Here is a 25,911-nt window from a genome sequence, read left to right as displayed (position 1 = left end):
CTTTAACGCTGCATTAAGTTAATTCACTGCAAAAGCCTTGTTCATATTAAAATCAACGTTATCAGTCAGTATGCGCCAGATGATTCGGGTCAGTTTATTCGCTAAAGCTACGGTGGTTTTCAAAAAAACTCGCCGGGCCTCCAGCCTTTTCAGCCGATGGCCCAGGCTGTCGTCACGTTTTTTTCACGCATCGCATCACTGATCGTGCGTCATGGATGACCAGTGTTCTCAGGCTGCGATTGCCATTTTTTGTCAAAGAGGACAGTCTCTGTTTTCCTCCCGAACTGTGCTGCCGGGGGACCAGACCGCACCAGGCGGATAATTCTCTGCCGCTGGAGAACTGCACTGCATCCACTTCACTGATAAAAGCTGCAGCGATAAGCTGGCCGACACCCGGGATCGTTAATAAATGACGATAGGCTGTCTGTTGTGAAGACAATGCCGCAATTTCTTTATCCAGACAGGTGACTCGTTCATTCAGGGCCTGCATATCGTCCCGCAATGAAGAAAGTAAACGGAGAAGCGTGAAAGTTAAGTCATTGGATGCGTCTTCAATAAGTTCAGGCAGGTGTTGCTGAAGACACTGGATCCCGACAGGAATAATAAGCCCATATTCAGCGAGCAGAGAACGAATCTGGTTAGCCAGCGCGGTTCTCTGCTCAACCATAAGTTGACGGGTATTGCGCAGCGCTTTGATATCCTGCTGCTCCGTGGTTTTGACCGGAACAAAGTGGATGCCCGGGCGGCATGCTGTTTCACAAATTGCCAGCGCATCGTTTGCATCGTTCTTCTGACTTTTGGCAAATGCTTTCACGTGCTGGGCAGGGATAAGCCTTACGCTGAATCCCATAGCGCTGAGGGTTCGGCCTCAGTAATGAGAGGTTGAACAGGCTTCCATCGCGATTAACGTACCCGGTTCAAACTGGCGAAGCGTATTCAACAATTTCTGACGCGATATTTTTCTGTTCCAGGCAACGGAACCATCAATCATCCAGACACATACCTGAAAAACAGATTTGGCAATATCGATACCAACAACTCTGATCGTGTTCATATGATGTTACTCCCGGATCAATGCAGTCAGTAAAAGTATGGCACTGACTACCTTAGGAAGGGGCGTCCATCACATCACTACACAGGGCTCGCAATCAGCTTTTTGCCATTAGGGCGTTAGTACCAATGCACCTCACCTGCAATAGTCCGCCGTTGCGAATGTACTGGGACTATCGCAGCACAATAAGACTAAGACACATTATTTCCGCTCTGTACTATTCAGCACCTGTATTATCAAATGGCATCTCATAAATGAACCTAATTCCTTACGCATTTTTAATGGTCGCTGTGAAGAAACTGCGCATTTCTATGTTGATGCGCCAGGTGGGGAAAGTTCGGGGTAAGCTGGATTATCACCATGGCAACATCACATCCGTTGTAAAACCTGTGATTACCGCACCCAGTAGTGAAGACTATAATCATCACAGGTTATTAGTGGATCACAGTCATTCTTGTGAGTGGTCCGCCCATCAAATTTAAGTGAGCCTACAATGAATAAACGTACTGTACTACCATTAATGGCTGTCCTGCTCGGTAGCATGCTGATCAGCGGCTGTAATGACTCACCTGCTAATAAGCCCAAAATACGTTTTGTGGATATTGATCGCGTGCTGAAGGAATCAGGCCTTGCAGAGCAGAAAACCAGTCATCTGAAAGCTGTACATGAAAGCCTGCTGTTGGGTGCCGAAAAAGCCAAAGCCAACTACAACACACTTTCAAAAGACAAACGCCAGCAAGCTATGGCTGCCGATGCGCAAATGCTGAATATGCAGTGGAGGGCTGAACAGCAGACTGCAAACCAACTGGTGCTGAAGGCAGTAAAAGAGAGTGCAGAAAACTGGATGAAAAGTGGAGACGTGGCAGCTATCCTCCCGATGCAATCTGCTCTGGCTGTGGCTGCTGAAGGAGATATCACCACAGATATCGCGGCTCAGCTAAAAAATAAAAAAGTAGTGTTCAATGAGCTGCCACAGATGACACTAAAATCTGATACGGTTGATGTGAAAAAAGAACCTAAGAAAGCGAAGTAACATCTCTAAGATGGGTAATGCCGATCCAGTGGCTGCGTGAAAAACCGGATATGTTGTTCATCTCCGGTTTTTTTATGCATATTGCTCAGGCTCTTGACCTTATCGCTCGTTACTATTCTTTCTGTAATCCTTTGACCTCGCTAGGGGGGCAAGTATTCAATGCGTTGATCATGGTGTAAAATCTTCGCTTTTCCCTGTGGAGATATGATGGCTAAAGTTGACGTAAGGTGTCCGTTTTGCGAACAGACAGACCCCGTGAAAAACACGGTTAGGCAAAGGTCATAATCAGCGCTACCGGTGTCAGGCATGTAGACGCACCTTCCACCTCAAACCCCGACTATACCTATCGGGCCTGCCAGCCCGGAATGAAAGCTCAAATCGTTGATTTGGCGATGAACAATTCGGGTCTTCGTTATACTGCACGGGCATTACATATCAGCATCAATGCGGTCGTGCTTGAGATTGTCAGGTATAAGCCGTTTTGGGACGCCCCCAGGAAAGTCAGGCAGCGGCTGTTGGCGTTCAGCCAGGACATCATGTCCTGGCCTTCGCAAGCTTCTGCATAGGTGTAGTTGGATGCGCCCATCACAGCCACGAAGATGGCAACCCGACTAACTTCCCCGGTATCCGGATTGACGACGGGAACTGTCGGGCCACAGAAGTCGATGAAGAGCTTTTCACCGGCCCGATGCTCCTGGCGCATTGAGAGACGTCGTGTTTTCTTCCAATCCCGATAACTGCGACAGAACTGCGAATAACCCAGCGCTTTTTTACCGAACTGAGATTTGTACTCCATCCACAGCAGTTGTCGTGTGACATGCGGGCTAAAGCCAGTCAGGGATCTCACTACCGGCATGAGAAGCCTCTTTTGGTGGGAAGATAAGTTTTTCGAGAGCATCAGGCGTCACGGATTCAGGTAACGGCCATGCAAGGGATGAAGCTTTAAAGCGGGATATGACTTCAAAGACAGTCGATTGTAGTGGCACACTGAATTTGGCCACCTGAATAGAGGTGATATCATCACCTCATAGTCAAAACAGGTGACATTATTACCGGACGTAACAGACGCAATTTTAGCCCCGAGTTTCGCCTCGAAGCTGCCCAGCTTGTACTCGATCAGCACTACACCGTTGCCGTCGCTGCCACTGCGATGAATGTCGGCAAATCCACGATGGACAAATGGGTTCGACAACTGAAAGAAGAGCGAGCGGGAAAATCACCCATAGCTTCACCCATGACACCTGAGCAGATTGAGATACGTGAGTTGAAGAAAAGACTTCAACGCGTTGAAATGGAAAGGGATATATTAAAAAAGGCTACCGCGCTCTTGATGTCAGACTCCCTGAACAATTCTCATTAGTTGAGAAACTCAGGGCGCGGTTTCCTGTTACCGTTGTGTGCAACGTGTTTGGGGTTCATCGCAGCAGTTATAAATACTGGCGGCAGCCCAGGAAGCCTGACGCCACGAGAGTGGCATTACTGAGCCTTGTGCGCGAAGTTTATCGCGAAAGTAACGGCTCAGCAGGAGCGCGAAGCATTGCCGCGATGGTCACCACCAAAGGTATAAAGCTGAGCCGCTGGCGGGCAACAAAGCTGATGAAAGCACTCAATATTATCAGCTGTCAGCAACCTGGCCATCGTTATAAGATGGCGTCTAAGGAACACATTGAGATCCCTAATTATCTGGATCGCCAGTTTGCTGTTACCGAGCCTAATCAGGCCTGGTGCGGTGATGTGACTTATATCTGGACGGGAAAACGCTGGGCTTATCTGGCTGTTGTACTCGATTTGTTTTCCCGTAAACCGGTTGGCTGGGCGATGTCATTTTTCCCTGATTCAGCACTGACAGGTAAAGCCCTGTCGATGGCCAGGGAAGCACGGGGAAAACCGGCTAATTTACTGTATCACTCGGATCAAGGAAGTCACTATACCAGCAGGAATTTCAGACAGTTACTGTGGAGATATCAGATAAAGCAAAGCCTGAGTCGCCGGGGAAATTGCTGGGATAATAGTCCAATGGAACGGTTCTTCAGAAGCCTGAAAACAGAGTGGGTTCCGGATAATGGGTACGCTAATTTTAGCGAAGCCAGCACAGCGATAACGAATTACATCATGGGATATTACAGCCAGCTCAGACCTCATCAATATAATGGAGGTCTGACGCCGAATGAATCAGAACGATTGTTCTGGAAAAACTCTAAAGCCGTGGCCAGTTTTTGTTGACCACTACAGATGGACTGATATTCAGCGTCAGCGCGATACAACGGTGAGTCAGATTCTGCCCGAACTTGAGCTGAAGGATTTTAAAACATGTCTCCATAGAACTCCTGGATTTTCTCTTTTTGGACATCGATGTCTCCATTGGCATAAAAAATCAGCAATGGAGACCGTGTAAGAAAGAGTTAATTCCCAGGGTGATCGGACTGACGCGAATCGGTGATCGATATATGCGAAAACGTGATCGGACCCGATGCGAAATTATGATCGACTGCGATGCGAATCGGTGATCGATTCAGACGCGATTTTGCAGCTGGAACGACGCTTACGGATAATGTCAGTGTTGGAGAGATTGTCAGAACTATTGCGGCGGAAAATGGACTTTTATCCAGCATTTCCCCAGAGCTTAACAACCAGATGCCCGGGCATCTTGATCAGTTCTATGAAAACGATGCCGAATTCCTGGCAAAACTGGCGCGGCAATATGATGCCATCAGTAAAGCAACGGGCGTTACTGGGTCTTTATGGTGCAGGGCTCAGGAAAGAGCGCAAGTGGTAAGGACTTACCTGCGGTGACCATTACACCGGATGGAAAGACAAGCTGGCAGTTTCCGCACAGGAGTAAAGCCAGGATCCATCTGCGGCAGCGGCCGGTAATAAAGGTACGTATGTTGTGCTATATAACGATGCGGAAACCAATGAGACTAAAGAGTTAAAATACGGCTCCGGAGATCCCACGACGACATCCGGTCGCACACTACCTAATCTGGCTGCAGCAGAGCAACTCATTCGGTCACATCAACAAACTGAGGCCCGTATCACTGCAAACGGCAGGCAGACAAAGACGAAGCCCGAACACCTCATGTCCATGTCAATTGCGCAGCCCGCTACACCTGAACTGCTGGCATTGACGCCAGAAAGCAGCGTTACCACCGAAGGGTTTGATCCACAGGCTGACCGCTCCTGGATTGTCGATAACATTGCCTTTTCACTCTCCCCGGGTAAAGGGATGTCAGTCAGCATGGAGCTGAAACGCTGATTGCACTCCACTATTGGATGCAAGGAAATAGTCCTTCCGCCATGTCGATGACGCGCAGCGCAATGACCATCACTGATTGCCGTTACAGTAAGCCTGACAACCGCGCCATTGACTGTGTTATCACGGTAAACGGAAAATCCTTCCCGTTCACTGCATCACCGGCAGACAGTACAACACACGGCCCCGCTATCTATGCAAACGCCATCGCCGGGGAATATGGACCGGTCGCGGCATACGAGTCAATAATCCCACCCGTCGTGGGTGGGAAGTGTCGCAATCATTGCGGCCTGGTGCTTAGCTTCTCTTTCAGCTCATTTATACAATCACGGCCAGCTTGCTTGTATGCTTCTGCGGCTTCGCCTGAGTATTTTTGGTCAACTGCATCTTCGAATTGTTCTATTGGTCCATAGAAAGGACCTGCTGCGATATGGAACATTTCACCTGTCCAGACGGCGAAAATTGTCCGGTTGTTATTCCCGCAATTTTTACGAAAAGCGACATTAGAGAAACCTTCCGGATCAAGGTAAAGGGATCTGCAAGTGAAATAGTCGGGCAGGGTGATGATTTGGGTAGCGCGTAGGTTGAGACTTCCACCCACTCTCAGGTTTTCTGGTAGGGTGGTGATTTGGGTACACCTAAGGTCGAGACTTCCACCCACTCTCAGATTTTCTGGCAGGTTGGTGGTTTGGCTTCTGCCCAGGTCGAGACCTCCACCCACTTTCAGGCTTTTTGGCAGGGTGGTGATTTGGGTACCGCCAAGGTTGAGATGGCCGTCCACTGTTAGGTTTTCTGGCAGAGTAACGATTTGGGTACCGCCAAGGTTGAGATGGCCGTCCACTGTTAGGTTTTCTGGCAGAGTAACGATTTGGGCACCACCAAGGTTAAGATATCCACCTACCATCAGGTTATCTGGCAGAATGGTGATTTGGGTTTCGCGAAGGTCGAGATCGCCACCCACAGTCAGGTACTCCGGCAGAGTGGTAATTTGGGTTCTTCTTAGGTAGACCGAGCCACCTACCGTCAGATCATCCGGCAGCGTGGTGGCATCTTTATTATCTGACAAATCAAGGTCGCCAGGTATATCAATAGCGCCACTCTCTGAAACGGAATGCGGAATTGAATTTTCTGTTAAATACTTAATTAAATTGAATGTCATATATTGTTCCTGTGTAAGCGCCATATAAGCATGAAGGCGGCGAATAGTATTTCGCCGCCCATAAATTAGCTCACGGCCTCATCGGTAGCCGGAGTGGAAATAGAATCAGCGGGTCGGTATTTATTGTTTTCTATTTTTGACTTCGGTAGTGCAAGTAGCATACTGAGGGTAATACAGACCACATATATTTCGATTGTACTCCTGACTATACTACTAGTGACCACATAAGCAGCCGTATAGCTACCATCAACGAGATCTGCGGTGAAGCTAAAAAATGCAAGTATCACAAATATTATAAGAACTATAGGCACTACAAATGTTACACCAAAATACAATATTGCCCACCAGCCACTCAGACCGAAATCATGAAATCGCCTGACAGTGATGGCTAAGCCAGCCAGAAATACAAAGAGAGGAAGTAAACCAACAATAATAGCTACATAATCAAGGAAGGTAATCAGCCTAAGTAGCACCAAAAAAAGAAACTGAAAGAGCGCAAAAAGGATGTAGGATTTACGACCTGCCACACCCTTGTAACAAAAGGTCTTTTTATAGGCGTCAATCGCATTTTTTATAAAAAACATCAGACAAATTTCCTGTATATCAAAGTAGTACCAGTTGAGATTGGCTCACAGTACTGCAAGTTAAATTGCAAACGTTCTACATCCGGTATTTAAAAGCCCGTCCGGAGTGGGCGGGAAGTGCCACAATCATTGCGGCTTCGTGCTTAGCTTCTCTTTCAGTCCATCTAGGCAATCACGACCAGCTTGCTTGTAGGCTTCGGCTGTTTCACCGGAGTATTTGCGATCAACGGCATCCTCGAATTGCTCTATCAGTCCATAGAAATAACCCGCCGCGATATAGAATGTTTCATTTGCCCTGACTGCGAAAATTGTACGGTTGTTATTTCCGCAATTTTTACGGAAAACTACGTTAGAGAAATGTTCCGGATCAAGGTAAAGGGAACTGCAAGTGAAGTAGTTAGGCAGTATGGTTATTTGGGTATCACACAGGTCTAGCCAGTCACCCACCATCAGTCCATCTGGCAGAATGGTGACTTGGGAGCCACGCAGGTTGAGCCTCCCGTTCACAACCAAATTCCTTGGCAGTGTAGTGATTTGAGTCTCACTCAGGTCGAGATCTCGACCCACCCTCAGCCCCCCTGACAGCGAGGTTATTTTTGTCCTGTACAGACCGATATCGCCACCCACTTTCAAGTTTTCTGGTAGCTCTGTGATGTGAGTTCCACTCAGGCAGAGTTTGCCACCCACGGTCAAGTTCTCTGGCAGCGCGGTGACATATTTGTTATCTGCCAAATCAAGATCATCAGGTATATTAATAGCGCCATGCTCTGAAATGGAATGCGTAATGGCATTATCAGTTAAATACTTAATTAAATCGAAAGCCATATATTATTCCTACATCAGTGCCATTTAAGCATGAAGGCGGTGAACAGTATTTTGCTGCCCATAAATTAGCTCACGGCTTCATCGGTAGCTGGAATGGAAATAGAATTAGCTGTTCGGTATTTATTGTTTTCTATTTTTGACTTCGGTAGTGCAGCTAGCAAACTGAGGCCAAAACTGGCTACATATATGCAGACTATAAACGCGACTTTATTAGCAATATCTCTAGTAGGCTCATCATCACTAAGTATACCGAGTGCGAGGGCCGCAAGAATTGTAAATACTGCAAGTGCCACAAATGTTACACCAATATACGGGATTACCCACCAACCACTCAGACCAAAATCATGGAATCGCCTGACAGTGAAGGATAAACCAGCCAGAAATGAATAAACAATGACAGAAATAGTGGTAAGGAGAATAGGATAAATAAGGAGAAGGGCTACACAACCGAACAGAGTGTCGTAATCAAGGTCTAGGGTAAAGCTTTCCAGTAAATCTGAAATTAGATCAAGCAGCACCAAAAAAACAAACTGAAAGAGAGTAAAAAAGAAGTAGGGTTTACGAACGGTCACACCCTTGTAACAAAAGACTTTCCTGTATCCGTCGATCGCATTAGTTATAAAAAACATCAGACAAATTTTCCTGCATATGAACGTTGTACCAGTAGAGGTTGATTTTACTAAACACGTACAAAAACAATGGATGTAATTTCGTTTTAAATTAAATATGACATCCGAACTAGGTAGCCTTCGTACACAAGGCTTGGTGACGAATTATTTTAGGTCTGTGGGAGTTGTTTTTTGCTAAAGTTATCAATTCAGTTTATGTCCAGCATTGCCCAGCCTGCTTGGCTATTGTTCAGATAACACAATCCATGCCGAGCTCCCTCAAAGTAACTTATTATTCCGAATAGTTTTTAGCCCTGTCCTGCTAGCCATTTCTGATAACGTTTAGATATAAATTCGGCGGAGATTTGGTAGTTTTCCCAACTATCCTGGACGTGAAATTCACTGGCTAAACTATCAGACAAGAATTCTCCGTAGTCATTGAAATAATTACCAGTTTCAAAATAATCTTGGCTAAATGAATTTCCCTGCTCTGATAACTCCTGATCGCTTAACACACCGTCAAATTCTTCAAATAGCCTCGGTGCCGTGATTTCTCTTTTTAAAAACAAGGCTATCTCTTGCGCACAATCCTCAGCGAATTCCTCACTCATTAAATTGTTATCAATTAACCAACCGAAATAAAAACCGCTGTGAACGTAGGCTTGGCTTATCTCCAAACCTTCTTCTTCAACTGATTCAAAATGGTATTTAGCTTTATCGTACATCATTGATGGTTCCTTATCTGCTTTTAGGTTGATTCACTTTATATCATTGATATCTATGTTGAATAAATCTCATTTTGAGCTGAAATGCCTTAAATAGGGCTGGCTTTCACTGGCAATACGTATGTTCTTTGGCAATGTGGTGATTTGAACATTATTCAAGTGGAATCACTCAATCACAGCCAAATCCTTTGATTGTGTGGTGACATATTTGTTATAAAAACATTAGACAAATTTTCCTGCATATAAAAGTTGTACTTAATAGCTGCACGGAGTAGTAGCTCACTTGAAGGGAACTCAGCCCGGATTGTGCGATCTGAGCAATCGCCAACCGGACAGAGCAATGCCTGATGCAGAACGATAAAAATCATGCCTGCAGGCTGACTGCTATGCTAATGCTACATCACTGTTAGCCCGTTTCCCGGAAGCAAACACGGGCTGGCAAAAGTGTAGCGGTATTAGGTGCGGCTATAGATTTAGCAGTCAAAACCATACTTTCGGTAGTAGTCGACCTGCTCGGCCGACATATTCTTGAATAAAGCACAGACGGTATAGCTTCCTACCTGCCGCCCGCCGCGCTCATAGCCCCAGTCAGAGATATCGTCACGCGAAAACTGAATCTCCTGTCCCCCTTCAACGTTTGTAATAACCTCCGGGTCATTCGCCAAAGTACCAGAGAATCCGGTCGCAGTTTGCTGAAACGGCATTACCCAGAAATGCTCGGTATCCTCGCCGTCTCGTACCATTACCTTTAGTCTGTACTCAGACGTATTGGCTGCCGGAGCTGAGGCGAGTTTGAGGAATGTATCCAGGCCTTCACGAGCGGTACGAATTGCGGCAACCATTTCTGGGTCGTCGGATTCGACCAGCACAATCTCGTTATCATCGCGTTGCTGTGCAACAGCAGTGGTTCCCACAACTGCGAGAAGAAACAACAGGAAAATCTTCATTTTTGAGATACCTTAGTTTTGCCTAATTATCAAATATAAGAGGAGCAGCTCACGACTAAATAGCTGCGTCTAATGCCGCTACATCTGCCGTTTACGGACACATAACATGTGGTAATGCATCTTAGGCCCAATGCAGTGCTGGCAGCCCGAGAAAACAGCCAAAAGCTTTACTCTGAAAGGGCTGACCGAAAGTGGAACACTATTCCGTGCAGCTATTTAGTAGAAGTTAATTCTACTAAGCGCATACAAAGCTAATGGATTTTATTTATTCTTAAATTAAATATGGCATCCGAATGATATCGATTTTTTGACCCGATACGATGGCTGAAAAAATGGACTTTATCGGGCGGCTCTCAGCAATGGATCCTGCCTCCATCCGGAAAAGGTGAGCATCCAGTTAATGCTGGATGAAGCCCAGGAACCAGGCTTTGCTCCGAAAAGCCTTAAGCCGTTTGTATTACCCCATAAAATCAACGCTATTTCTCATCACACCGTACAGACATGAGAGACTTACCACCCAAAGAGTTTTTTTAGCCATGATTTTATCGGTCCTGAAACGTTCGATTTGGCGTGATCGACATACTTTTGAATTTCATCAACCTGTAGGTCCTGGAAACGTGCGATCAAACAGCGATATTGCACCGTCCCCAATTCAGTTTTACCCTGATCGTGGTAGGTCAGTGCAAGATTGTGCATGGCTGTTGCAACCTGAACCTGTATACCTTCGAACTCTGAATCCTGAAAATATGCAATCAATGAGCGCAATTGTTCTATTTCCTGCTCCGGCAGTCCCTGAGCATCATAGGAGTTAGCCAGGCTGAGCATGGCCTGTGCAACCTGAACCTGAACACCTTCGAGTTCTGAATCCACAAAGCGTTCAACCAGCGTGTGCAGTTGCTCTTTTTGCTGTTCCGGCAACTTCTGAGTACGATAGGTGCATGCCAGGTTGTACATAGCCTTTGCAACCTGAACCTGTACACCTCCGAACTCTGAATCTTGAAAACGTGCAATCAGCGAGCGCAGTTGTTCTGTTTCCTGCTCCGTTAGCCCTTGGGCATCATAAGTACATGCAAGGTTGAGCATGGCCTGTGCAACACTAATCTCAATGTCTTTGTTCGCTGAATTCTGAAAACGTTCAATCAATGTGCATAGCAGCTCTGTTTCCTGCTCTGGCAGCCCCTGAGCGTCATAGATACGTGTCAGGTGGAGCATGGCCTTCGCAACCTGTGCCTGAACGCCTCGGATCGCTGAATCCTGAAAACGCGCGATTAGTGCGCGCAGCTGTTCTGTTTCTAGCTCCGGCTGCCCCTGAGTGTCATAGGTGAGTGCCAGGCTGCGCATAGCCTCCGCAACATCCACCTGGACGTCCGCATCTGCTGAACCACTGAAACGTTGAATCAATGTCTGGTACTGAACTATTTCTGGCTCAGGCATGCCCTGAAAATCGTACCAAAAGCTTAAACCAAGAAGGGCGGCGGTAACACGACCTTGAATGACCGGGTCCGTTGAGTCCTTAAAGCGTTCGACTACAGCCTGGTACTGGGCCATTTTTTTATCGGGGAATTGTTGAAATTCAAGCCTTGTCGCTAAATTGAACATGCTCTTTGCAACCAGCCGCTGGAGGGTCACATCCACTGAATCCTGGTGATATCTGAGCAAAGAGTGGTAATAAGCCATTTCCTGCTCTTCCTGATCCTGTATATAGCTGCAAAAGGCCATGGTAAACATGGCGTGTGCAACCAGCGTCTGCTCCGCTTTGTCTGCTGAGTGTTCGAAACGCTGGATGAAATTCCGACACCCGGTCATTTTTTGCTGAACGTAATCATATTCTCCAAAGCCACCAACCATATTGCACAGGGCTTTAGTGACCATTGCTTGTGCATCAGGATCTGGTGACCTCTCAAAACGTTCAATCAATATTTGATATTGAGCATACGTCTTCTTCTCCCATCCCAGCTCATCATAAGTAAGAGCCAGGTTGAACATCGCCCGGGCAACAAATCCGTGCATGGAGACATCCGGTGAATGCTCAAAGTGCGCTATCAGGGCTTGATACTGGGCTATTTCCTGCTCAGGCTGACCTTTGCCATCGAACCATCTGGCAAGCTTAAGCAGGGTCTTCGCTATCAGGGGTTGAACAGCAGGATCTTCTTGCTGCTCCAGGTGCGAAACCAGCTGGATATGTTGTGAAAGAGCTGAGTCATCCCGGATATTAATTTCAGATTCAATCAACTCATGGGTTTGCTGTAATTCATTCGTGGTCATGTTGGAACCTGATAGTTAATGAAACGAAAAAGTAGAAACCACAGCTGCCGATTCTACAAAAAGCATAAAAAGAGAATGGGCTTTATTTCGTCTTAAATTAAATATGGCATCAGGTATCCGCAGGGGGATGCATGCGAAAAATGGTACACGTGAGCCTGCCACAGTGATGATCAGGATTGTGTGCCAAGGATGGCGATCGCAGCATTTTCATATGATGTATGGGGGTATGTATTCAGACTGGTGTGAGATACGCAGAAATGCGCATTTGTGATTTTATTGGGGGCTTGGAGAAAAAATAAATTGGTATGACGCTCTAAGGCTTGCCACGCAAGGCCTGGAGGTAAATTACTTTGGGGCACCAGTGGGGCATAGACCCCTATCAAAGTTCATTAAAGTTCGTTAATTCAGTTTATGTCCAACATGAACAAACCCTTATTTCATGCTCTCCTGGACGATATTTACCGATTTTTAAAATTACACGTTCATACTGTTCATGTAATAGGCTACCTTGCTACAGCAAACTCTTGACGTAAGCGTCAATATCGCTGGTGTATTTTTGTATGTTGGCAGCATCACTTTCACGAATGTGATGCTCTAACGTTTCACATAACTGTTTGCCGTGTACCAGGTTGAGCATTGCAAACACCCCTTTCAAGCGGTGAGCTGTCTGCGCTAACGCCACAAAATCGTGCGCTGCAGATTCAGTATACAATCTCCTAACATCTTCCGGTACTGTGTCAACAAACAGCGCGTAATAACCGCTGGCATGAAGCTGCGCATTTTCATCGCCGCCTAACGGTGACTCAGAAATGCCTTCCTGCGCCAGTTGTTCTTCTATCAGTTGTAGCACTGCATCCTGCATCGCATTGCTGATATTAAAATTAACCCGGAACTGACCTGGGCCGAGTTTACGCATTCCGTTCTCATCATCGCTTAAAAGCAAACCCGAAGATGTAAGATTAGACGGATTATCTGTCAGGAATATATCAAACTCTTGACTTGCTAGTCTTTCATCTGGGGTGACGCATTGTGCACCCCAGTTTTCCAGCAGACGCGTGACGATATTCCGTACTTCATTTGAGGTGATATCAATCATCGCCACCACATCATCAAGCAATTTCTCTTCTTGCTCTTCATGCTGCGGTTCTGCGGTCATCTTTATATGCAGATTGTAGCGGGTACCAATCTCTTCGCGGGTTTTGATATTCAAATGCCCGCCCAATTTGCGTGACAGTTGATCGCACAAATAGAAGGTTAACCCATTCGCGCGCCCGTAACGATCTTCACTGGTTTCGTTCAGGAAAGGGAAGTGGAGATTGTCGACTTCACCGCTGCTAATCCCTTCGCCGGTATCCAGAATACGGAATAACAAACGGTCAGTGCCGGACTCTTCTTGCGTGATATCCAGAGTAATTTTGCCAATCTGCGTCGTGGTGACAGAATAGTGCAGCAACAGGAGTAGCACTTTGCGCAGTGCTTCCCGGTCACCGTGGCGCTCTTCATCTGCAGCTAACTGGTTGTTGATAAGCAACTGCAGGCCTTTGCGTTTGATAATCGGCAGCATTTCCAACGCGACTTCATCAATCAATGGCTGAATGGCGAATTGTGTCGCATGGGTTTTCCAGGCGTCAGACTCCAGCGTATTAAGCAGCTGAATCTCATCGACCAGACGCACAATACTTTGCGCTTCATTGGCGATACCACCCGCTTCTGGCGCATTTAGTACACTCACTTGCTCGGCGATATGCTTCACCGGTTGCTGTAGCGCTTCGCCAATATGCTGCATGAACGTTATCCGTCCCTGCTGATTTTTCTCATACAGACGTTGAGCTTGTTTAAGCTTTTTATTGACGAGGATTTCACGATCCTGATCGCGAATCACAAAGATTTGCGTGCGTGGGGCAATCTGGCTGCGGAACTGGCGTATTTCATACAGTTCATTATTGATGGTTGCCTGAATCACGCCCTGATGCTGATCGGCCATCGCAATAATATTTTGCAGATTCAGATGCGGCAGCAGGTGGTCGGCAATTTTATTGCTGATAACGGTGCGGTTTGAGTCCAGGTCATGCACTAACAGGCCAAGCGGCAACTGCGCAACAATCTCTTCATTTAATGCACGCAAAGTTTGTAATTCGGCATTGCCACTTTGAACTTCGGCAGGGCGCGCCGTATGTTGGCGGAAGGTAGTGAAACCGAACAGCGCCAGCAGACCAATATTGAGCAGCAGCGGGAATAAAATATTTTGCAAAGTGTCCATCAGCAAAGTGCCGAGCGATACTTGCCAAACCAGGCGCAGATTAGTGGTGGCGAGAGGGGAGGCTATGTCAATTTTGGCACCATTAAAATTAATGGTGACGCTATCTGGGCCATCTTTTTGCGCGCTGTTAATCGGCTTCTGCGCATCGTTATTTTCCAGACGGAAGTTATCCAACGGCAAGGTCGGCGGAATCAAATCATTAATCGGTAAATCAAATGCCACGACAGTGGCCAAATGGCCCGGCTGATTAAAGGTAGTACGCAGCGTAAAGTAGTGTCCGTTTTGCCAGGCCAAAGTACGCAGCAGAGAAAAGCTTTCGCGTTCGTCCAGGGCGTTTGCCTGCTGGAGCATTTCAGCGCGGCGGGAATCAACAATGGAACTGACGCCACTGTCTTTAAGGCCTGTGGAGAGGTCTTTTAGTGGCAAGGTTGAGACCAGAATCATGCTGTTATCCTGGCCGTTTAAATAGTACATCGACCAGGGGCTGGTTTCGGCACCCCATAACGTATCGAGGTAAGTCGAGATACGTTGTGTCGTATCCAGTGTTGTACTGTCGTGAGAGCCAAAAATCAGGGCTTCAGTTTTACTGCGCGGCTTATCTAAATAGTAAACATCCTGGCGCAGGCGGGTTTCTTGCAGACCGTCACTGGCAGGGGAAGTGGAGACCGCAATGTTGTCGTAAATTTGCCAGGTCGCGTAACGGTAAACATCAACCCTTTTATGTAGCGCATGAGTGATATCGACAATCTGATAGCTCTTATCTTTCAGCCAGGTGTTGACGGCGCTTTGCACCATGACACCCATGGTGACCAGCAGCACGACAATCAATAGCAGAAAGAAGCGCGTGATATTGCCGGGGATAAGCGAAAATTTATTAGGGATCATACTGTCTGACTGACTCATTGTTAGCGCGCAACCCGGCGAGCATTCGCCACTTAAAAATATCCTCTGCTCTGCAAGGCTAGCAGGCAGGCGTTAAAAGCTGTTAGTAAGATAACCAACGCGCCCTGGGTAAGAATACCTGCAACCAGCGTTGGCGTCATCGTCTGTCTGTCAAAACTCAACGAGTATAATTCGAAATCGCCGCATTTCCAGGTTGTTGATAATTCGCCAAAATAACGACATTAAAAGGTGGATATTTTAAGCAACAAGGTGGGCTATTTTTGTACAAAGTAATTTAGGTAGTACAACTATTTTTTCTGAAACGATTGTTTGTCGGGATTATTTTTAGAAGAATATTCCCGCTTCGCTTGTATGATTTTAGGCCAAAAAATGAAGGATTTATTAATAGTTGTTACTTTTTGAAGGGGGTAGCACAAAATGATTAAAGTTACGTAAAGAAGCGTAAAAAAAACCGGATGCAAGCACCCGGTCCAAAATAGGTATTAAACAGACATTCAAAGCTGAATGACGGTAATAAATAAAGTTAATGATGATAGCGGGATGTATTTTATATATAAATCATGGCTATGTTTTAACATTCAGTGCTAAGAACGTGTTTGTTGTTTATGTTGTTGATTTTTTATGTATATTTTATTTTTTTTGATAATTAGTGCTTATATCATTGTCTTTTTGTGCGAAAAAAAGTTCCCTCATACTTACATTTTGCAACATCTATGTGGATAAATGAAACATCTATAGTGTTTTAGTATCATATTCGGATTGGATTAATCTGTATTTGTTTTACACAATGGGTTAGCCGACTGATTAGTAAATTAATCAGTAAGCAGTGGCATATAAAAAGGCATATAACACCTATAACAGAGGGTTAATAACATGAAAGTTAAAGCACTGTCCCTCCTGATTCCAGCATTGCTGGTAGCAGGCACCGCTCAGGCGGCTGAAATTTACAACAAAGACGGCAACAAATTAGATCTGTACGGCAAAGTAGATGGCTTACATTACTTTTCCGACAACGCTGGCGATGACGGCGACAAGACCTATATGCGTATCGGTTTCAAAGGTGAAACTCAGGTTAATGACCAACTGACCGGTTACGGCCAGTGGGAATACCAGATTAATGGCAACACCACTGAAAGTGAAAACAACGCATGGACTCGTCTGGCGTTCGCTGGTGTGCGTGTTAGTGACTACGGTTCTTTCGACTATGGTCGTAACTACGGCGTCGTTTACGACGTAACATCCTGGACCGACGTTCTGCCAGAATTTGGCGGCGACACCTACGGTTCTGATAACTTCCTGCAATCCCGTGCTAACGGTGTTGCAACTTACCGTAACAGCGACTTCTTCGGTCTGGTTGATGGCCTGAACTTTGCTCTGCAGTACCAGGGTAAAAACGGCAGCGTTTCTGGCGAAGACTTCGGTGGCCGTAGCGTTCTGAAACAGAACGGTGATGCTTACGGTATGTCCGTAACTTACGATCTGGGTGAAGGTTTCGGTGTTGGTGCAGCGATGTCCTCTTCCAAGCGTACAGCTGACCAGAACGGTGAAAGCGCTGGTACTGCCGACATTTATGGTCACGGCGAGCGCGCTGAGACTTACAGCGGCGCTCTGAAATATGATGCGAACAACATCTACCTGGCCGCTCAGTACACCCAGACTTACAACGCAACTCGTTTCGGCGGTGACTCTGAGTCCGCAGCTTACGGTTATGCTGATGAAGCTAAAAACTTCGAAGTGGTTGCACAGTACCAGTTCGACTTCGGTCTGCGTCCATCCATCGCTTACCTGCAATCTAAAGGTAAGAACATCAACAACGGTACCACCAACTACGGTGACCAGGACCTGTTGAAATATGTTGATATCGGTGCGACTTACTACTTCAACAAAAACATGTCCACCTATGTTGATTACAAAATCAACCTGCTGGACGAAAACGAGTTCACTCGTGCATCTGGTACCGCCACTGATGACATCGTAGGTGTTGGTCTGGTTTACCAGTTCTAATTCCTGCTTTTGCAGTGTTAGTGCTAAAAGGCGCCTTAGGGCGCCTTTTTTACGTCTGGACTCTCAACAACTCTGCACTTTTCACCACATTGTTTGCCAGTTGGTGTACCCTTTTGCGCTCAAACAGGAGAGAGAAACAATGGATTTACGTTTATTACGCTATGGCCTGTTTGCCATAGTTTTGGGCGCGTTAGCGGGTTGTGATAACCCAACGGCAAAAGGCAACAGCGGCATGGTGCTGGAAGGTAAAACCATGGGCACGTATTGGCGTGCAAGCCTTGCTGGTGTGGACGATGCACGGCAGGTAGAGCTGCGTGAAATAATTCAGGCACAACTAGACGGCGACGATCGTTTGATGTCGACCTATAAGTCAGATTCTGCATTATCGCGCTTCAACCAATCCCGTTCGACTGAGCCTTATGCTGTTGATGAAGCAATGAGCGATATCGTGACGCTGGCTCTACGCATTGGTGCGAAAACTAACGGTGCGATGGACATTACCGTTGGGCCGCTGGTCAACCTGTGGGGATTTGGCCCGGATAAACAGCCGGTCAAAACCCCCAACCAGGCGCAAATTGATGCTGCCAAAGCATTGACCGGTTTACACCATCTGACGGTGATCAACCAGGTGGGGAAACAGTGGTTACAAAAAGATCTTCCCGGTTTGTATGTTGATCTTTCAACAATGGGCGAAGGTTACGCGGCCGATCATCTGGCCCGCTTAATGGAACAAAACGGCATCAGCCGCTATCTGGTTTCCGTTGGTGGGGCAGTTGTGACGCGGGGGACTAATGCTGACGGTAAAGCCTGGCGCGTGGCGATTCAGAAACCCACCGATCGTGAAAATGCCGTGCAGGCTGTGGTTGATCTCAATGGTCATGGCATAAGCACCTCAGGTAGTTATCGTAATTACTACGAACTGGATGGCAAACGCCTTTCGCATGTTATAGATCCGCAAACAGGGCAACCGATTCAACACAAATTAGTCTCCGCAACCGTGATAGCACCCACGGCTATGGAAGCTGATGGTTGGGATACTGGCCTGATGGTTCTCGGCACTGAAAAAGCCAAACAGGTCGCTCAGAAAGAGGGATTGGCGGTCTATTTGATTACTAAAGAAGGCGATAGTTTTACGACGTGGATGTCGCCGCAATTTAAGACGTTCTTACTGAGCGAGTAAAATAGAAAGCAAGATTGCGGGTTTTTCACCCCGGTAAAGCTGCCAAAATCATCCCATGACAGCAAAAGACAGGATCCAGTCATGAAACCATTTTTTGACAATGCCAATGATGAAAGCCGCTGGCAGGCTGTGGAAACCCGTGATCACCGTGCTGACGGGCAGTTTGTTTTTGCGGTAAAAACTACCGGGGTTTGTTGCCGTCCTTCATGCAGCGCCCGCCATGCGTTACGCAAAAATGTCGTATTTTTTGAAAATGTCGGGCAAGCGGTAAACGCCGGTTTTCGCCCGTGCAAACGCTGCCAGCCAGACAAACTTGCCCCTGAGCAACAACGAATTGACCGCATCACCCAGGCTTGCCGCATTCTGGAAACCAGCAATCAACCTATAGCGCTGGCTGAACTGGCTAGCCGTGTTGCCATGAGCCCATTTCATTTTCATCGGCTATTCAAACAAGTCACTGGGTTAACGCCCCATGGCTGGCAAAAAGCGCTACGTGCCAAACGCCTGCGCGAACAACTCACGCAAGGTGAGCCTGTTACGCGGGCTGTTTTCGATGCCGGTTATCAATCGGGCAGTAACTATTATCAGCAAGCTGACGAGGTGTTGGGGATGACCGCGAAGCAGTTTCGTCAGGGCGGGGAACGCGCAGAAATCCAGTTTGTGGTCGGGACTTGCCGGTTAGGGGAATTCCTCGTGGCACAAAGTGAGCGGGGGATTTGCGCCATACTGTTAGGTAGCGATGCGCAACGTTTGATTCAGGAACTGGAAACGTTGTTCCCGCATTCTTCTTTAATGGTGGGTGACGCGTACTTTGCGGCGCGGGTGGCACAGGTCGTCAACTTGCTGGAGCATCCCGGCCAACCCATTTCCCTGCCGCTCGATATTCAGGGAACCGCCTTTCAGCAGCTGGTATGGCAGGCGCTGCGCGACATTCCCGCTGGGCAGACGGCGAGCTATCGCGATATTGCCCTGCGTATTGGCAAACCGCAGGCCATTCGTGCCGTGGCAGGCGCTTGCGCCGCAAACAAATTGGCGGTGGTTATTCCCTGTCACCGTGTGGTGCGAAACGACGGTGCGCTTTCGGGCTACCGCTGGGGTGTGGAGCGTAAACGCCAGTTGCTTGAAATTGAAGCCGAACAGCAGGAGGAGTGATGCTCGATTTATTTGCCGATGAAGCGCCCTGGCAGGAGCCGCTGGCGGAAGGCGCGGTGATTTTGCGCCGCTTTGCCTGTGCAGACGCGCAGCTACTTATCGCGCAAATATCGGCGCTCGCCGCGGTTTCACCTTTTCGTCAGATGGTCACACCCGGCGGTTACACGATGTCGGTAGCGATGACCAACTGCGGGGAAGTCGGCTGGACAACCGACGCTCACGGTTATCTTTACTCGCCGGTTGACCCGCTGACCTCACAACCGTGGCCGGCAATGCCGAATCTATTTCGTCAGTTATCTGATGCGGCGTCTAAGGCTGCCGGATATCACGACTTTGCACCCGATGCCTGTTTGATTAACCGTTATGCGCCGGGTGCAAAACTGTCGCTGCATCAGGACAAAGACGAACTTAACCTGCAACAACCGATAGTCTCGGTATCGCTTGGGTTGCCCGCGGTGTTTCAGTTTGGCGGCCTTAAACGTAATGACCCACTGACCAGAGTGATGCTCGAACACGGTGATGTGGTGGTGTGGGGCGGGCCTTCACGGCTGTTTTATCACGGAATTTTACCGCTCAAACCTGCGCATCATCCAGCGACCGGCGAGTACCGCTTCAATCTGACCTTCCGCCACACTCGTTAACACGAATATAAATAAGAATTATTCTTGCTGTGGCGAAATTGCCGTTTAAACTGCTCGCTGTTTTCGATTTTGGGTAGTGAGTGATGGAACTTTTGCGTGTGGTTTACCGGCAGTATCGCTGGCCTTTTTTGATGGTGATGGCATTAAGCCTGCTCAGCGCGGCGTTAGGTATTGGTTTGATCGCTTTTATCAATCTGCGGCTGATTGAAACGCCGGATATTTCTCTTTCGGTATTACCCGAATTTCTTGGCCTGTTACTGCTGTTAATGGCGGTGACGCTCGGCTCACAATGGGCACTCACCACACTTGGCCACCACTTTGTCTTCCGTCTGCGTAGCGAGTTTATTAAGCGCCTGATGGACACCCATGTTGAACGTATCGAAAAACTCGGCAGCGCCGCGCTACTAGCCGGATTAACCAGCGATGTGCGTAATATTACCATTGCTTTTGTGCGCTTACCTGAGCTGGTGCAGGGCATTATTTTGACTCTGGGTTCAGCGGCTTATCTGGCGTGGTTGTCGCCAAAAATGCTTGGTGTGACCGCTATTTGGGTCGCGATAACCGTCTATGGCGGCTATGTGCTGGTGGCGCGGGTTTACAAACATTTGGCGCAACTGCGTGAAATTGAAGACCAGCTGTACAACGATTACCAGACCGTTATCGAAGGCCGCAAGGAGTTGGCGTTAAACCGTGAACGTGCAGAGCGTGTCTTTGAGGATACCTATATTCCTCATGCCAGCGACTACCGTCGCCATATTATTCGCGCGGATACCTTCCATTTAAGCGCGGTAAACTGGTCGAACATTATGATGCTCGGTGTCATTGGCCTGGTGTTCTGGATGGCAAATAGCCTTGGCTGGTCTGACACCAATATTGCGGCCACTTTTTCTCTTACTCTGCTGTTTCTGCGCACGCCAATGTTGTCGGCGATTGGTGCTTTACCTACGTTACTGACCGCGCAGGTAGCGTTCAACAAACTGAACCAATTCAAGCTTGCGCCATACGATGCTAAATTTCCGCGCAGCAAAGAACCGGCAGACTGGCAAACCCTTGAGATGCGTGATGTTGTGTTCCAGTATGCCGATAACACCTTCTGCGTTGGGCCGCTCAATCTCACCATTAAACGTGGCGAACTGCTGTTCCTGATTGGCGGAAACGGTAGCGGGAAATCGACGCTGGCAATGCTGCTGACCGGGCTTTATCAGCCGGTGTCCGGCGCAATCTATCTGGATGGCAAAAAGATTGATGCCAGTAATCAGGACGACTACCGCAAACTGTTTTCTGCGGTGTTTACCGATGTCTGGCTGTTTGACCGTCTGCTTGGCCCGCAGGGTAAGCAAGCCAACTCAGCATTAGTTTCAAGCTGGCTTGAACGCCTGAAAATGAGTGAAAAGCTCGAGCTGGAAAACGGCACCATCCTGAATCTGAAACTCTCGAAAGGGCAGCGCAAACGTGTCGCGTTGCTGCTGGCGCTGGCAGAAGAACGCGATATCATTTTGCTGGATGAATGGGCCGCCGACCAGGATCCGCATTTCCGCCGTGAGTTTTATCAGGTGCTGTTGCCGCTAATGCAGCAAATGGGGAAAACCATTTTTGCCATCAGCCATGACGATCACTACTTTGTTCATGCCGATCGGTTGCTGGAAATGCGCCAGGGGCAACTCAGTGAATTAACCGGACATGAACGCGAGCATGCTTCGCGAGATGCGGTCGCCCGAACCGAGATTTGATCAATAAAACCAGCCTTAATCGGCTGGTTTTTTGTTTTATGCGCCTGAAAGGACTATAACTTAGCACGTCGCAATTAGGGAAAACCGCCAGATGTCTGTCACTCGTAAGCTCAGCACTAACAAGTACAGCACTAAACAGCGTGCGCAAGATCGAGCGCGAATCCTCCAGATTCTGTTAACCAACAAAGCGGTTGCCACCGGTATTCTCGGCAAGTTTCCGCAACCAGATGTCCATACCCCAGAGCAAGATATTGCCGAAGTCGTCAAGCTGGTAGCAAGACTGCCCGCCGCCGATCTGGCCGACGTACTGGAAGCACTTCCCAGCGAAGAGCGCCATGCGTTGTGGAGCCTGGTCAAAGATGATGAACGCGGCAAAGTACTGATCGAAGCCTCCGAAACCGTCTGGGACGACTTGATCGAAGGCATGAGCGATAAAGCTTTATTGAATATTATTCGCCCACTGGATATCGACGACCAAATCTATCTTGCACAATATTTGCCTCGTGATCTGATGGGGCGCTTGCTGGCCACTCTGCCGCAAGAGGAACGGGCTCGCGTCAGGCAAGTCCTGCACTACGAAAAACACAGTGTTGGCGCGATCATGGATTTCGAAGTGATCACCGTGCGTGCTGATGTCACGCTGGCGGTGGTGCAACGCTTTCTACGCCTACGCGGAAAAGTGCCGCAAAACACCGATAAAGTTTTTGTTACCACGCGTGATAAAACGCTGCTCGGGGAATTGGGGCTAACCACCATTTTGCTGCACGCGCCGCAAACGTTGGTGCTTAACGTGATGGACGATAATCCCACCTGTTTTGCCCCCGAGGATGATGATGAGGCTGCGGCGCGAACCTTCGAACGTGATGACTTAATCAGTGCGGCAGTTATCGACAGCAGCGGTAAACTGATTGGCCGTTTGACCATCGATGAAATCGTTGATGTGGTTTATGAAGAAACCGATAACGATTTGCGCCGCATGGGTGGCTTGAGTGCTGAAGAAGATGTTTTTGCTCCAGTCAGCAAAGCAGTCAAAGCACGTTGGGCGTGGCTTGCGATTAACTTGTGCACCGCGTTTGTTGCTTCACGCGTTATCGGCCTGTTTGAACATACTATCTCGCAACTGGTGGCACTGGCATCACTAATGCCGATTGTCGCGGGTATCGGCGGGAATACCGGAAACCAGACTATCACCATGATTGTGCGCGCATTAGCGCTACAACATATTCAGCCGGGTAACTTTTCGTTCCTGGTGCTGCGTGAACTGGGCGTCGCGCTGTTCAACGGCATCATCTGGGGTGGCGTGATGGGTTGTGTCACCTGGCTACTCTACGACGACCTCGCGTTAGGCGGCGTGATGACGCTGGCGATGGTGCTCAATTTATTGGTGGCATCGCTGATGGGCGTGCTGATCCCGATGATTATGATGCGGTTGGGAAAAGATCCGGCAGTCGGTTCGAGTGTGTTGATTACCGCTATCACCGACACCGGAGGCTTCTTTATTTTCCTTGGGCTTGCGACAATCTTTCTACTTTAAACGCGGTTATTTTACCGTCCAGGCTTGTGAGAACTGGCGATGGCTAAACAGTTCGAACAGGCCGCAAACCTGCTTGAGTCGCAACACTTCGTCCGTATCCATTCCCAACTCAATACCGATTTTCGAGTCATCCCAACCCAGTTGTGACAACTCGCGCACGATTTCAGCCATCGCATTAATTTGATGACGCCCGCGAGCACGGTTATGACGAATAGTGGCTGCCATGCGGCGGTTCTTGTCATTATTTACCTGAGGCATCAGAACAACTGGAACATACCCCTTGAGTCGTTTGTTCAATTCACCGGCTTTGCTGCTGATTTCAAAACGATGAAAACCATCAATGATAATGAATTGATCGGTACTCTCATCGCATGTCGCGACAATCGGGTGAGTAAACCCGTCCTGTATCAGCGAGGTATTTAACAGCGCTTTCTCCGCAGGTGCCACGTTATTCGGGTTGTAATTATTCGCTTTTATTTCTTGTGTTTTCATCCAGATAACGCAATCAACTGGCTCATTTTTGAAAGGGCTACATTCATGCAATGCGACTTTCACTTGATTGATCGACGCGATGCGCTGAGCTTCCGGCATTGCAGTTAGAAGAGTGCGTAATGAAGCGGTAATTTCTTCAACTGTCATATTATTTTCCATATCTGACGTTTCTCCTGAATACGTTGGATGTAACGTTTGTAACTACTTGATTTATTAGGGCTGAATGAAAGTGTTCGGCACCAGTAATCGTTGTTTAATAACACTTTGCAGATACGCCGCCATGAGGGCATATCCTTGCTTCCGGTATCTTTTTCTTGGGTATCAGGAATATCGTCGGGGAAGCCTCGTGTCTGATACCAGCGCAAGTAAACTGCTATTTTATTGCGATAATGCTCGGCGGTGGTGTCGGGAATACTGTCGAGCAGCGCCATGGCGTACTCACGCCAGGTGAGGTGTTCTGGTTTATTAATCTGCCGACGGGCGTAGAAATCCCCTTTTTCTGAGGCGTATAAACAGCCGCTATTTGCCCCGCTGACGCGTGTGCACATCAACGCCCATTTTTCCGGCTCGAGTACGTGGTAAAGCCATAAACCTTGCCGCTGATCCATGCCAAATGGTTCGCAAATTCGCATATGGCGCATGGGAACCCCAGCCTGATACATCAGAGAATACAGTGTGTTGCAGGTTTCATTTGTCTGGGAAAACCACGTCCAGATATCGGCAGTTTTCCAATCATAGATGGGATAAACATTATAAGCGTGTCCCTTTGCGGTGGCGGTCGTCCAGGGCTTGTCGTCGGCATAACGTAATTTTTTGTTTGAGGCGATGCTCAGGAAACGGTGATAGGACTCATCCGCACGAATACCAATCATCACAGCCGCTGGGTTTGATGCGGAAAACCATTCAGAAAATGCACCGACAAAGGCTTCAAAGCTCATTGCATACTTATAAAAGGGGAAAAAGTTACCATCAGTAATGGCATCTGATGGGGGTTGGCGAACCCAGGAAACGCCCTCCTGCCAGCACGTCCATTCTGGTTGAAATTGTGAAACTGAATTCGGTGTAGTAAGGGGAAGGGCAACCCAGTAAAAGTCATCGACTACATCTTTGTACTGTTCACGCATCTTTTCGATAACCGAAATGGTGTGGCTAAATTGTGCTTCCCAGTCGACAAACAGAATGCTGATTTTCCGCTTGAGTTGGCGTGCGACCATAGCGGTTAAATGAAACATTAACGTGGAATCTTTTCCGCCGGAAAATGAGATGCAAATGCGGTCGAAGTTAGTGAATGTCCAGTGAATACGTTCAAGGGATGCCTGTAACACATTTTGCTGGAGAGGAATTTTATGTGAAGACATTATTGTTGGTCATGTAATAATTAAAGATATTTATGATATATCAATATAAACATAATGTTATGTGGCATTTTTTTTGTTTTTTTTATTTTTAGCTCTAATATCTAAAAATAAATTTAATGGTAATTTAAAAATATATTTAGCATTGATTTATATATTATCTGAATATAATTCAGGTGCCATATTGGTATTGAATGAAACTTGTCTGGC

At 47.6% G+C, this 25,911-nt stretch carries 20 protein-coding genes and 4 pseudogenes; 12 read left to right on the top strand and 12 right to left on the bottom strand.

Annotated elements, in window-relative coordinates; translation table 11 throughout:
* Positions 1 to 18: 18 nt before the first annotated feature.
* Positions 19 to 1,054: pseudogene (locus tag D8682_RS08475) on the bottom strand (IS110 family transposase).
* Between the two features lie 538 nt (positions 1,055 to 1,592).
* Between D8682_RS08475 and D8682_RS08470 the strand changes: the two are divergent.
* From D8682_RS08470 to D8682_RS08465, 3 genes and pseudogenes are all read left to right on the top strand, one after another.
* Positions 1,593 to 2,084 carry a hypothetical protein gene (locus D8682_RS08470; RefSeq protein ID WP_162303000.1) on the top strand — a complete coding sequence of 164 codons (492 nt, stop codon included), beginning with the start codon at positions 1,593 to 1,595 and terminating at the stop codon, positions 2,082 to 2,084.
* Positions 2,085 to 2,134: 50 nt separating this feature from the next.
* Positions 2,135 to 2,254, top strand: a pseudogene (locus D8682_RS27125) (hypothetical protein); the annotation flags it as partial.
* Between the two features lie 37 nt (positions 2,255 to 2,291).
* Positions 2,292 to 2,563, top strand: a pseudogene (locus tag D8682_RS08465) (IS1-like element transposase); the annotation flags it as partial.
* Here D8682_RS08465 and D8682_RS08460 read toward each other — a convergent pair.
* Positions 2,540 to 3,058: pseudogene (locus D8682_RS08460) on the bottom strand (IS21 family transposase); the annotation flags it as partial. The pseudogenes D8682_RS08465 and D8682_RS08460 sit on opposite strands and share 24 nt — an antisense overlap.
* A gap of 74 nt (positions 3,059 to 3,132) precedes the next feature.
* On the opposite strand from D8682_RS08460, the gene D8682_RS08455 reads away from it, so the two are divergent.
* The 3 genes from D8682_RS08455 to D8682_RS26720 all read left to right on the top strand — a co-directional run bounded on the left by D8682_RS08455 (position 3,133) and on the right by D8682_RS26720 (position 5,340).
* A protein-coding gene (locus tag D8682_RS08455; protein ID WP_370090864.1) for an IS3 family transposase occupies positions 3,133 to 4,307 on the top strand; the annotation gives its coding sequence in 2 pieces (ribosomal slippage) (positions 3,133 to 3,385 and positions 3,385 to 4,307; 1,176 coding nt in all).
* 270 nt (positions 4,308 to 4,577) lie between these two features.
* The gene (locus D8682_RS08450) at positions 4,578 to 4,877 is read left to right on the top strand and encodes a hypothetical protein (protein ID WP_121814037.1); all 300 of its coding nucleotides are present in this window, start codon (positions 4,578 to 4,580) and stop codon (positions 4,875 to 4,877) included.
* A 286-nt stretch (positions 4,878 to 5,163) separates the two neighbouring features.
* A complete protein-coding gene (locus D8682_RS26720; RefSeq protein WP_162302999.1) occupies positions 5,164 to 5,340 on the top strand; it encodes a hypothetical protein in 177 nt (58 codons plus the stop codon).
* 277 nt (positions 5,341 to 5,617) lie between these two features.
* Here D8682_RS26720 and D8682_RS08445 read toward each other — a convergent pair whose 3' ends face one another.
* The 8 genes from D8682_RS08445 to rcsD form a co-directional block, all read right to left on the bottom strand.
* Positions 5,618 to 6,496: a leucine-rich repeat domain-containing protein gene (locus tag D8682_RS08445; protein ID WP_121814036.1), complete on the bottom strand. Its 879-nt coding sequence runs from the start codon at positions 6,494 to 6,496 to the stop codon at positions 5,618 to 5,620.
* A gap of 65 nt (positions 6,497 to 6,561) precedes the next feature.
* Positions 6,562 to 7,080, bottom strand: a complete 519-nt coding sequence (locus D8682_RS08440) for a DUF805 domain-containing protein (protein ID WP_121814035.1) — start codon at positions 7,078 to 7,080, stop codon at positions 6,562 to 6,564.
* Positions 7,081 to 7,206: 126 nt separating this feature from the next.
* Positions 7,207 to 7,905, bottom strand: coding sequence for a hypothetical protein (locus D8682_RS08435; RefSeq protein ID WP_121814034.1), 699 nt, complete (start codon positions 7,903 to 7,905; stop codon positions 7,207 to 7,209).
* 65 nt (positions 7,906 to 7,970) lie between these two features.
* Entirely contained in the window at positions 7,971 to 8,534 is a 564-nt protein-coding gene (locus D8682_RS08430; protein WP_121814033.1) for a DUF805 domain-containing protein, read from the bottom strand.
* A 287-nt stretch (positions 8,535 to 8,821) separates the two neighbouring features.
* Positions 8,822 to 9,241 carry a hypothetical protein gene (locus D8682_RS08425; RefSeq protein WP_121814032.1) on the bottom strand — a complete coding sequence of 140 codons (420 nt, stop codon included), beginning with the start codon at positions 9,239 to 9,241 and terminating at the stop codon, positions 8,822 to 8,824.
* A gap of 470 nt (positions 9,242 to 9,711) precedes the next feature.
* Positions 9,712 to 10,185 (bottom strand): YegJ family protein, encoded by a 474-nt coding sequence (locus tag D8682_RS08420; RefSeq protein WP_121814031.1) that lies wholly within the window; start codon positions 10,183 to 10,185, stop codon positions 9,712 to 9,714.
* A gap of 510 nt (positions 10,186 to 10,695) precedes the next feature.
* Positions 10,696 to 12,450 carry a tetratricopeptide repeat protein gene (locus D8682_RS08415; RefSeq protein ID WP_121814030.1) on the bottom strand — a complete coding sequence of 585 codons (1,755 nt, stop codon included), beginning with the start codon at positions 12,448 to 12,450 and terminating at the stop codon, positions 10,696 to 10,698.
* A 511-nt stretch (positions 12,451 to 12,961) separates the two neighbouring features.
* Complete coding sequence (gene rcsD / locus D8682_RS08410) at positions 12,962 to 15,595, bottom strand: phosphotransferase RcsD (RefSeq protein ID WP_370090831.1); 2,634 nt, start codon at positions 15,593 to 15,595, stop codon at positions 12,962 to 12,964.
* Positions 15,596 to 16,486: 891 nt separating this feature from the next.
* Between rcsD and D8682_RS08405 the strand changes: the two genes are divergently transcribed.
* The 6 genes from D8682_RS08405 to mgtE all read left to right on the top strand — a co-directional run bounded on the left by D8682_RS08405 (position 16,487) and on the right by mgtE (position 23,854).
* Positions 16,487 to 17,617, top strand: a complete 1,131-nt coding sequence (locus D8682_RS08405; protein WP_121814028.1) for a porin OmpC — start codon at positions 16,487 to 16,489, stop codon at positions 17,615 to 17,617.
* A 139-nt stretch (positions 17,618 to 17,756) separates the two neighbouring features.
* The gene (gene apbE / locus D8682_RS08400; protein ID WP_121814027.1) at positions 17,757 to 18,797 is read left to right on the top strand and encodes an FAD:protein FMN transferase ApbE; all 1,041 of its coding nucleotides are present in this window, start codon (positions 17,757 to 17,759) and stop codon (positions 18,795 to 18,797) included.
* A gap of 81 nt (positions 18,798 to 18,878) precedes the next feature.
* Entirely contained in the window at positions 18,879 to 19,949 is a 1,071-nt protein-coding gene (gene ada / locus D8682_RS08395; RefSeq protein WP_121814026.1) for a bifunctional DNA-binding transcriptional regulator/O6-methylguanine-DNA methyltransferase Ada, read from the top strand.
* Entirely contained in the window at positions 19,949 to 20,590 is a 642-nt protein-coding gene (alkB, locus tag D8682_RS08390; RefSeq protein WP_121814025.1) for a DNA oxidative demethylase AlkB, read from the top strand. Before ada ends, alkB begins: the two co-directional genes overlap by 1 nt.
* 83 nt (positions 20,591 to 20,673) lie before the next feature.
* Positions 20,674 to 22,320 carry a multidrug ABC transporter permease/ATP-binding protein gene (locus D8682_RS08385; protein WP_121814024.1) on the top strand — a complete coding sequence of 549 codons (1,647 nt, stop codon included), beginning with the start codon at positions 20,674 to 20,676 and terminating at the stop codon, positions 22,318 to 22,320.
* Positions 22,321 to 22,411: 91 nt separating this feature from the next.
* A complete protein-coding gene (gene mgtE / locus D8682_RS08380; protein ID WP_121814023.1) occupies positions 22,412 to 23,854 on the top strand; it encodes a magnesium transporter in 1,443 nt (480 codons plus the stop codon).
* A 6-nt stretch (positions 23,855 to 23,860) separates the two neighbouring features.
* Here the strand turns inward: mgtE and D8682_RS08375 are convergent, their stop codons facing one another.
* Together D8682_RS08375 and D8682_RS08370 are read right to left on the bottom strand one after the other, a co-directional pair.
* Complete coding sequence (locus tag D8682_RS08375) at positions 23,861 to 24,493, bottom strand: ParB/RepB/Spo0J family partition protein (protein ID WP_238392829.1); 633 nt, start codon at positions 24,491 to 24,493, stop codon at positions 23,861 to 23,863.
* A complete protein-coding gene (locus tag D8682_RS08370; protein WP_121814021.1) occupies positions 24,490 to 25,704 on the bottom strand; it encodes a phosphoadenosine phosphosulfate reductase in 1,215 nt (404 codons plus the stop codon). Before D8682_RS08370 ends, D8682_RS08375 begins: the two co-directional genes overlap by 4 nt.
* Between the last annotated feature and the right edge of the window lie 207 nt (positions 25,705 to 25,911).

The organism is Buttiauxella sp. 3AFRM03, from assembly GCF_003675305.1.
GTDB lineage: Bacteria > Pseudomonadota > Gammaproteobacteria > Enterobacterales > Enterobacteriaceae > Buttiauxella > Buttiauxella ferragutiae.
Note: the sequence above shows the minus strand (reverse complement) of the source record. Positions and strands in the feature narration are given on the sequence as shown.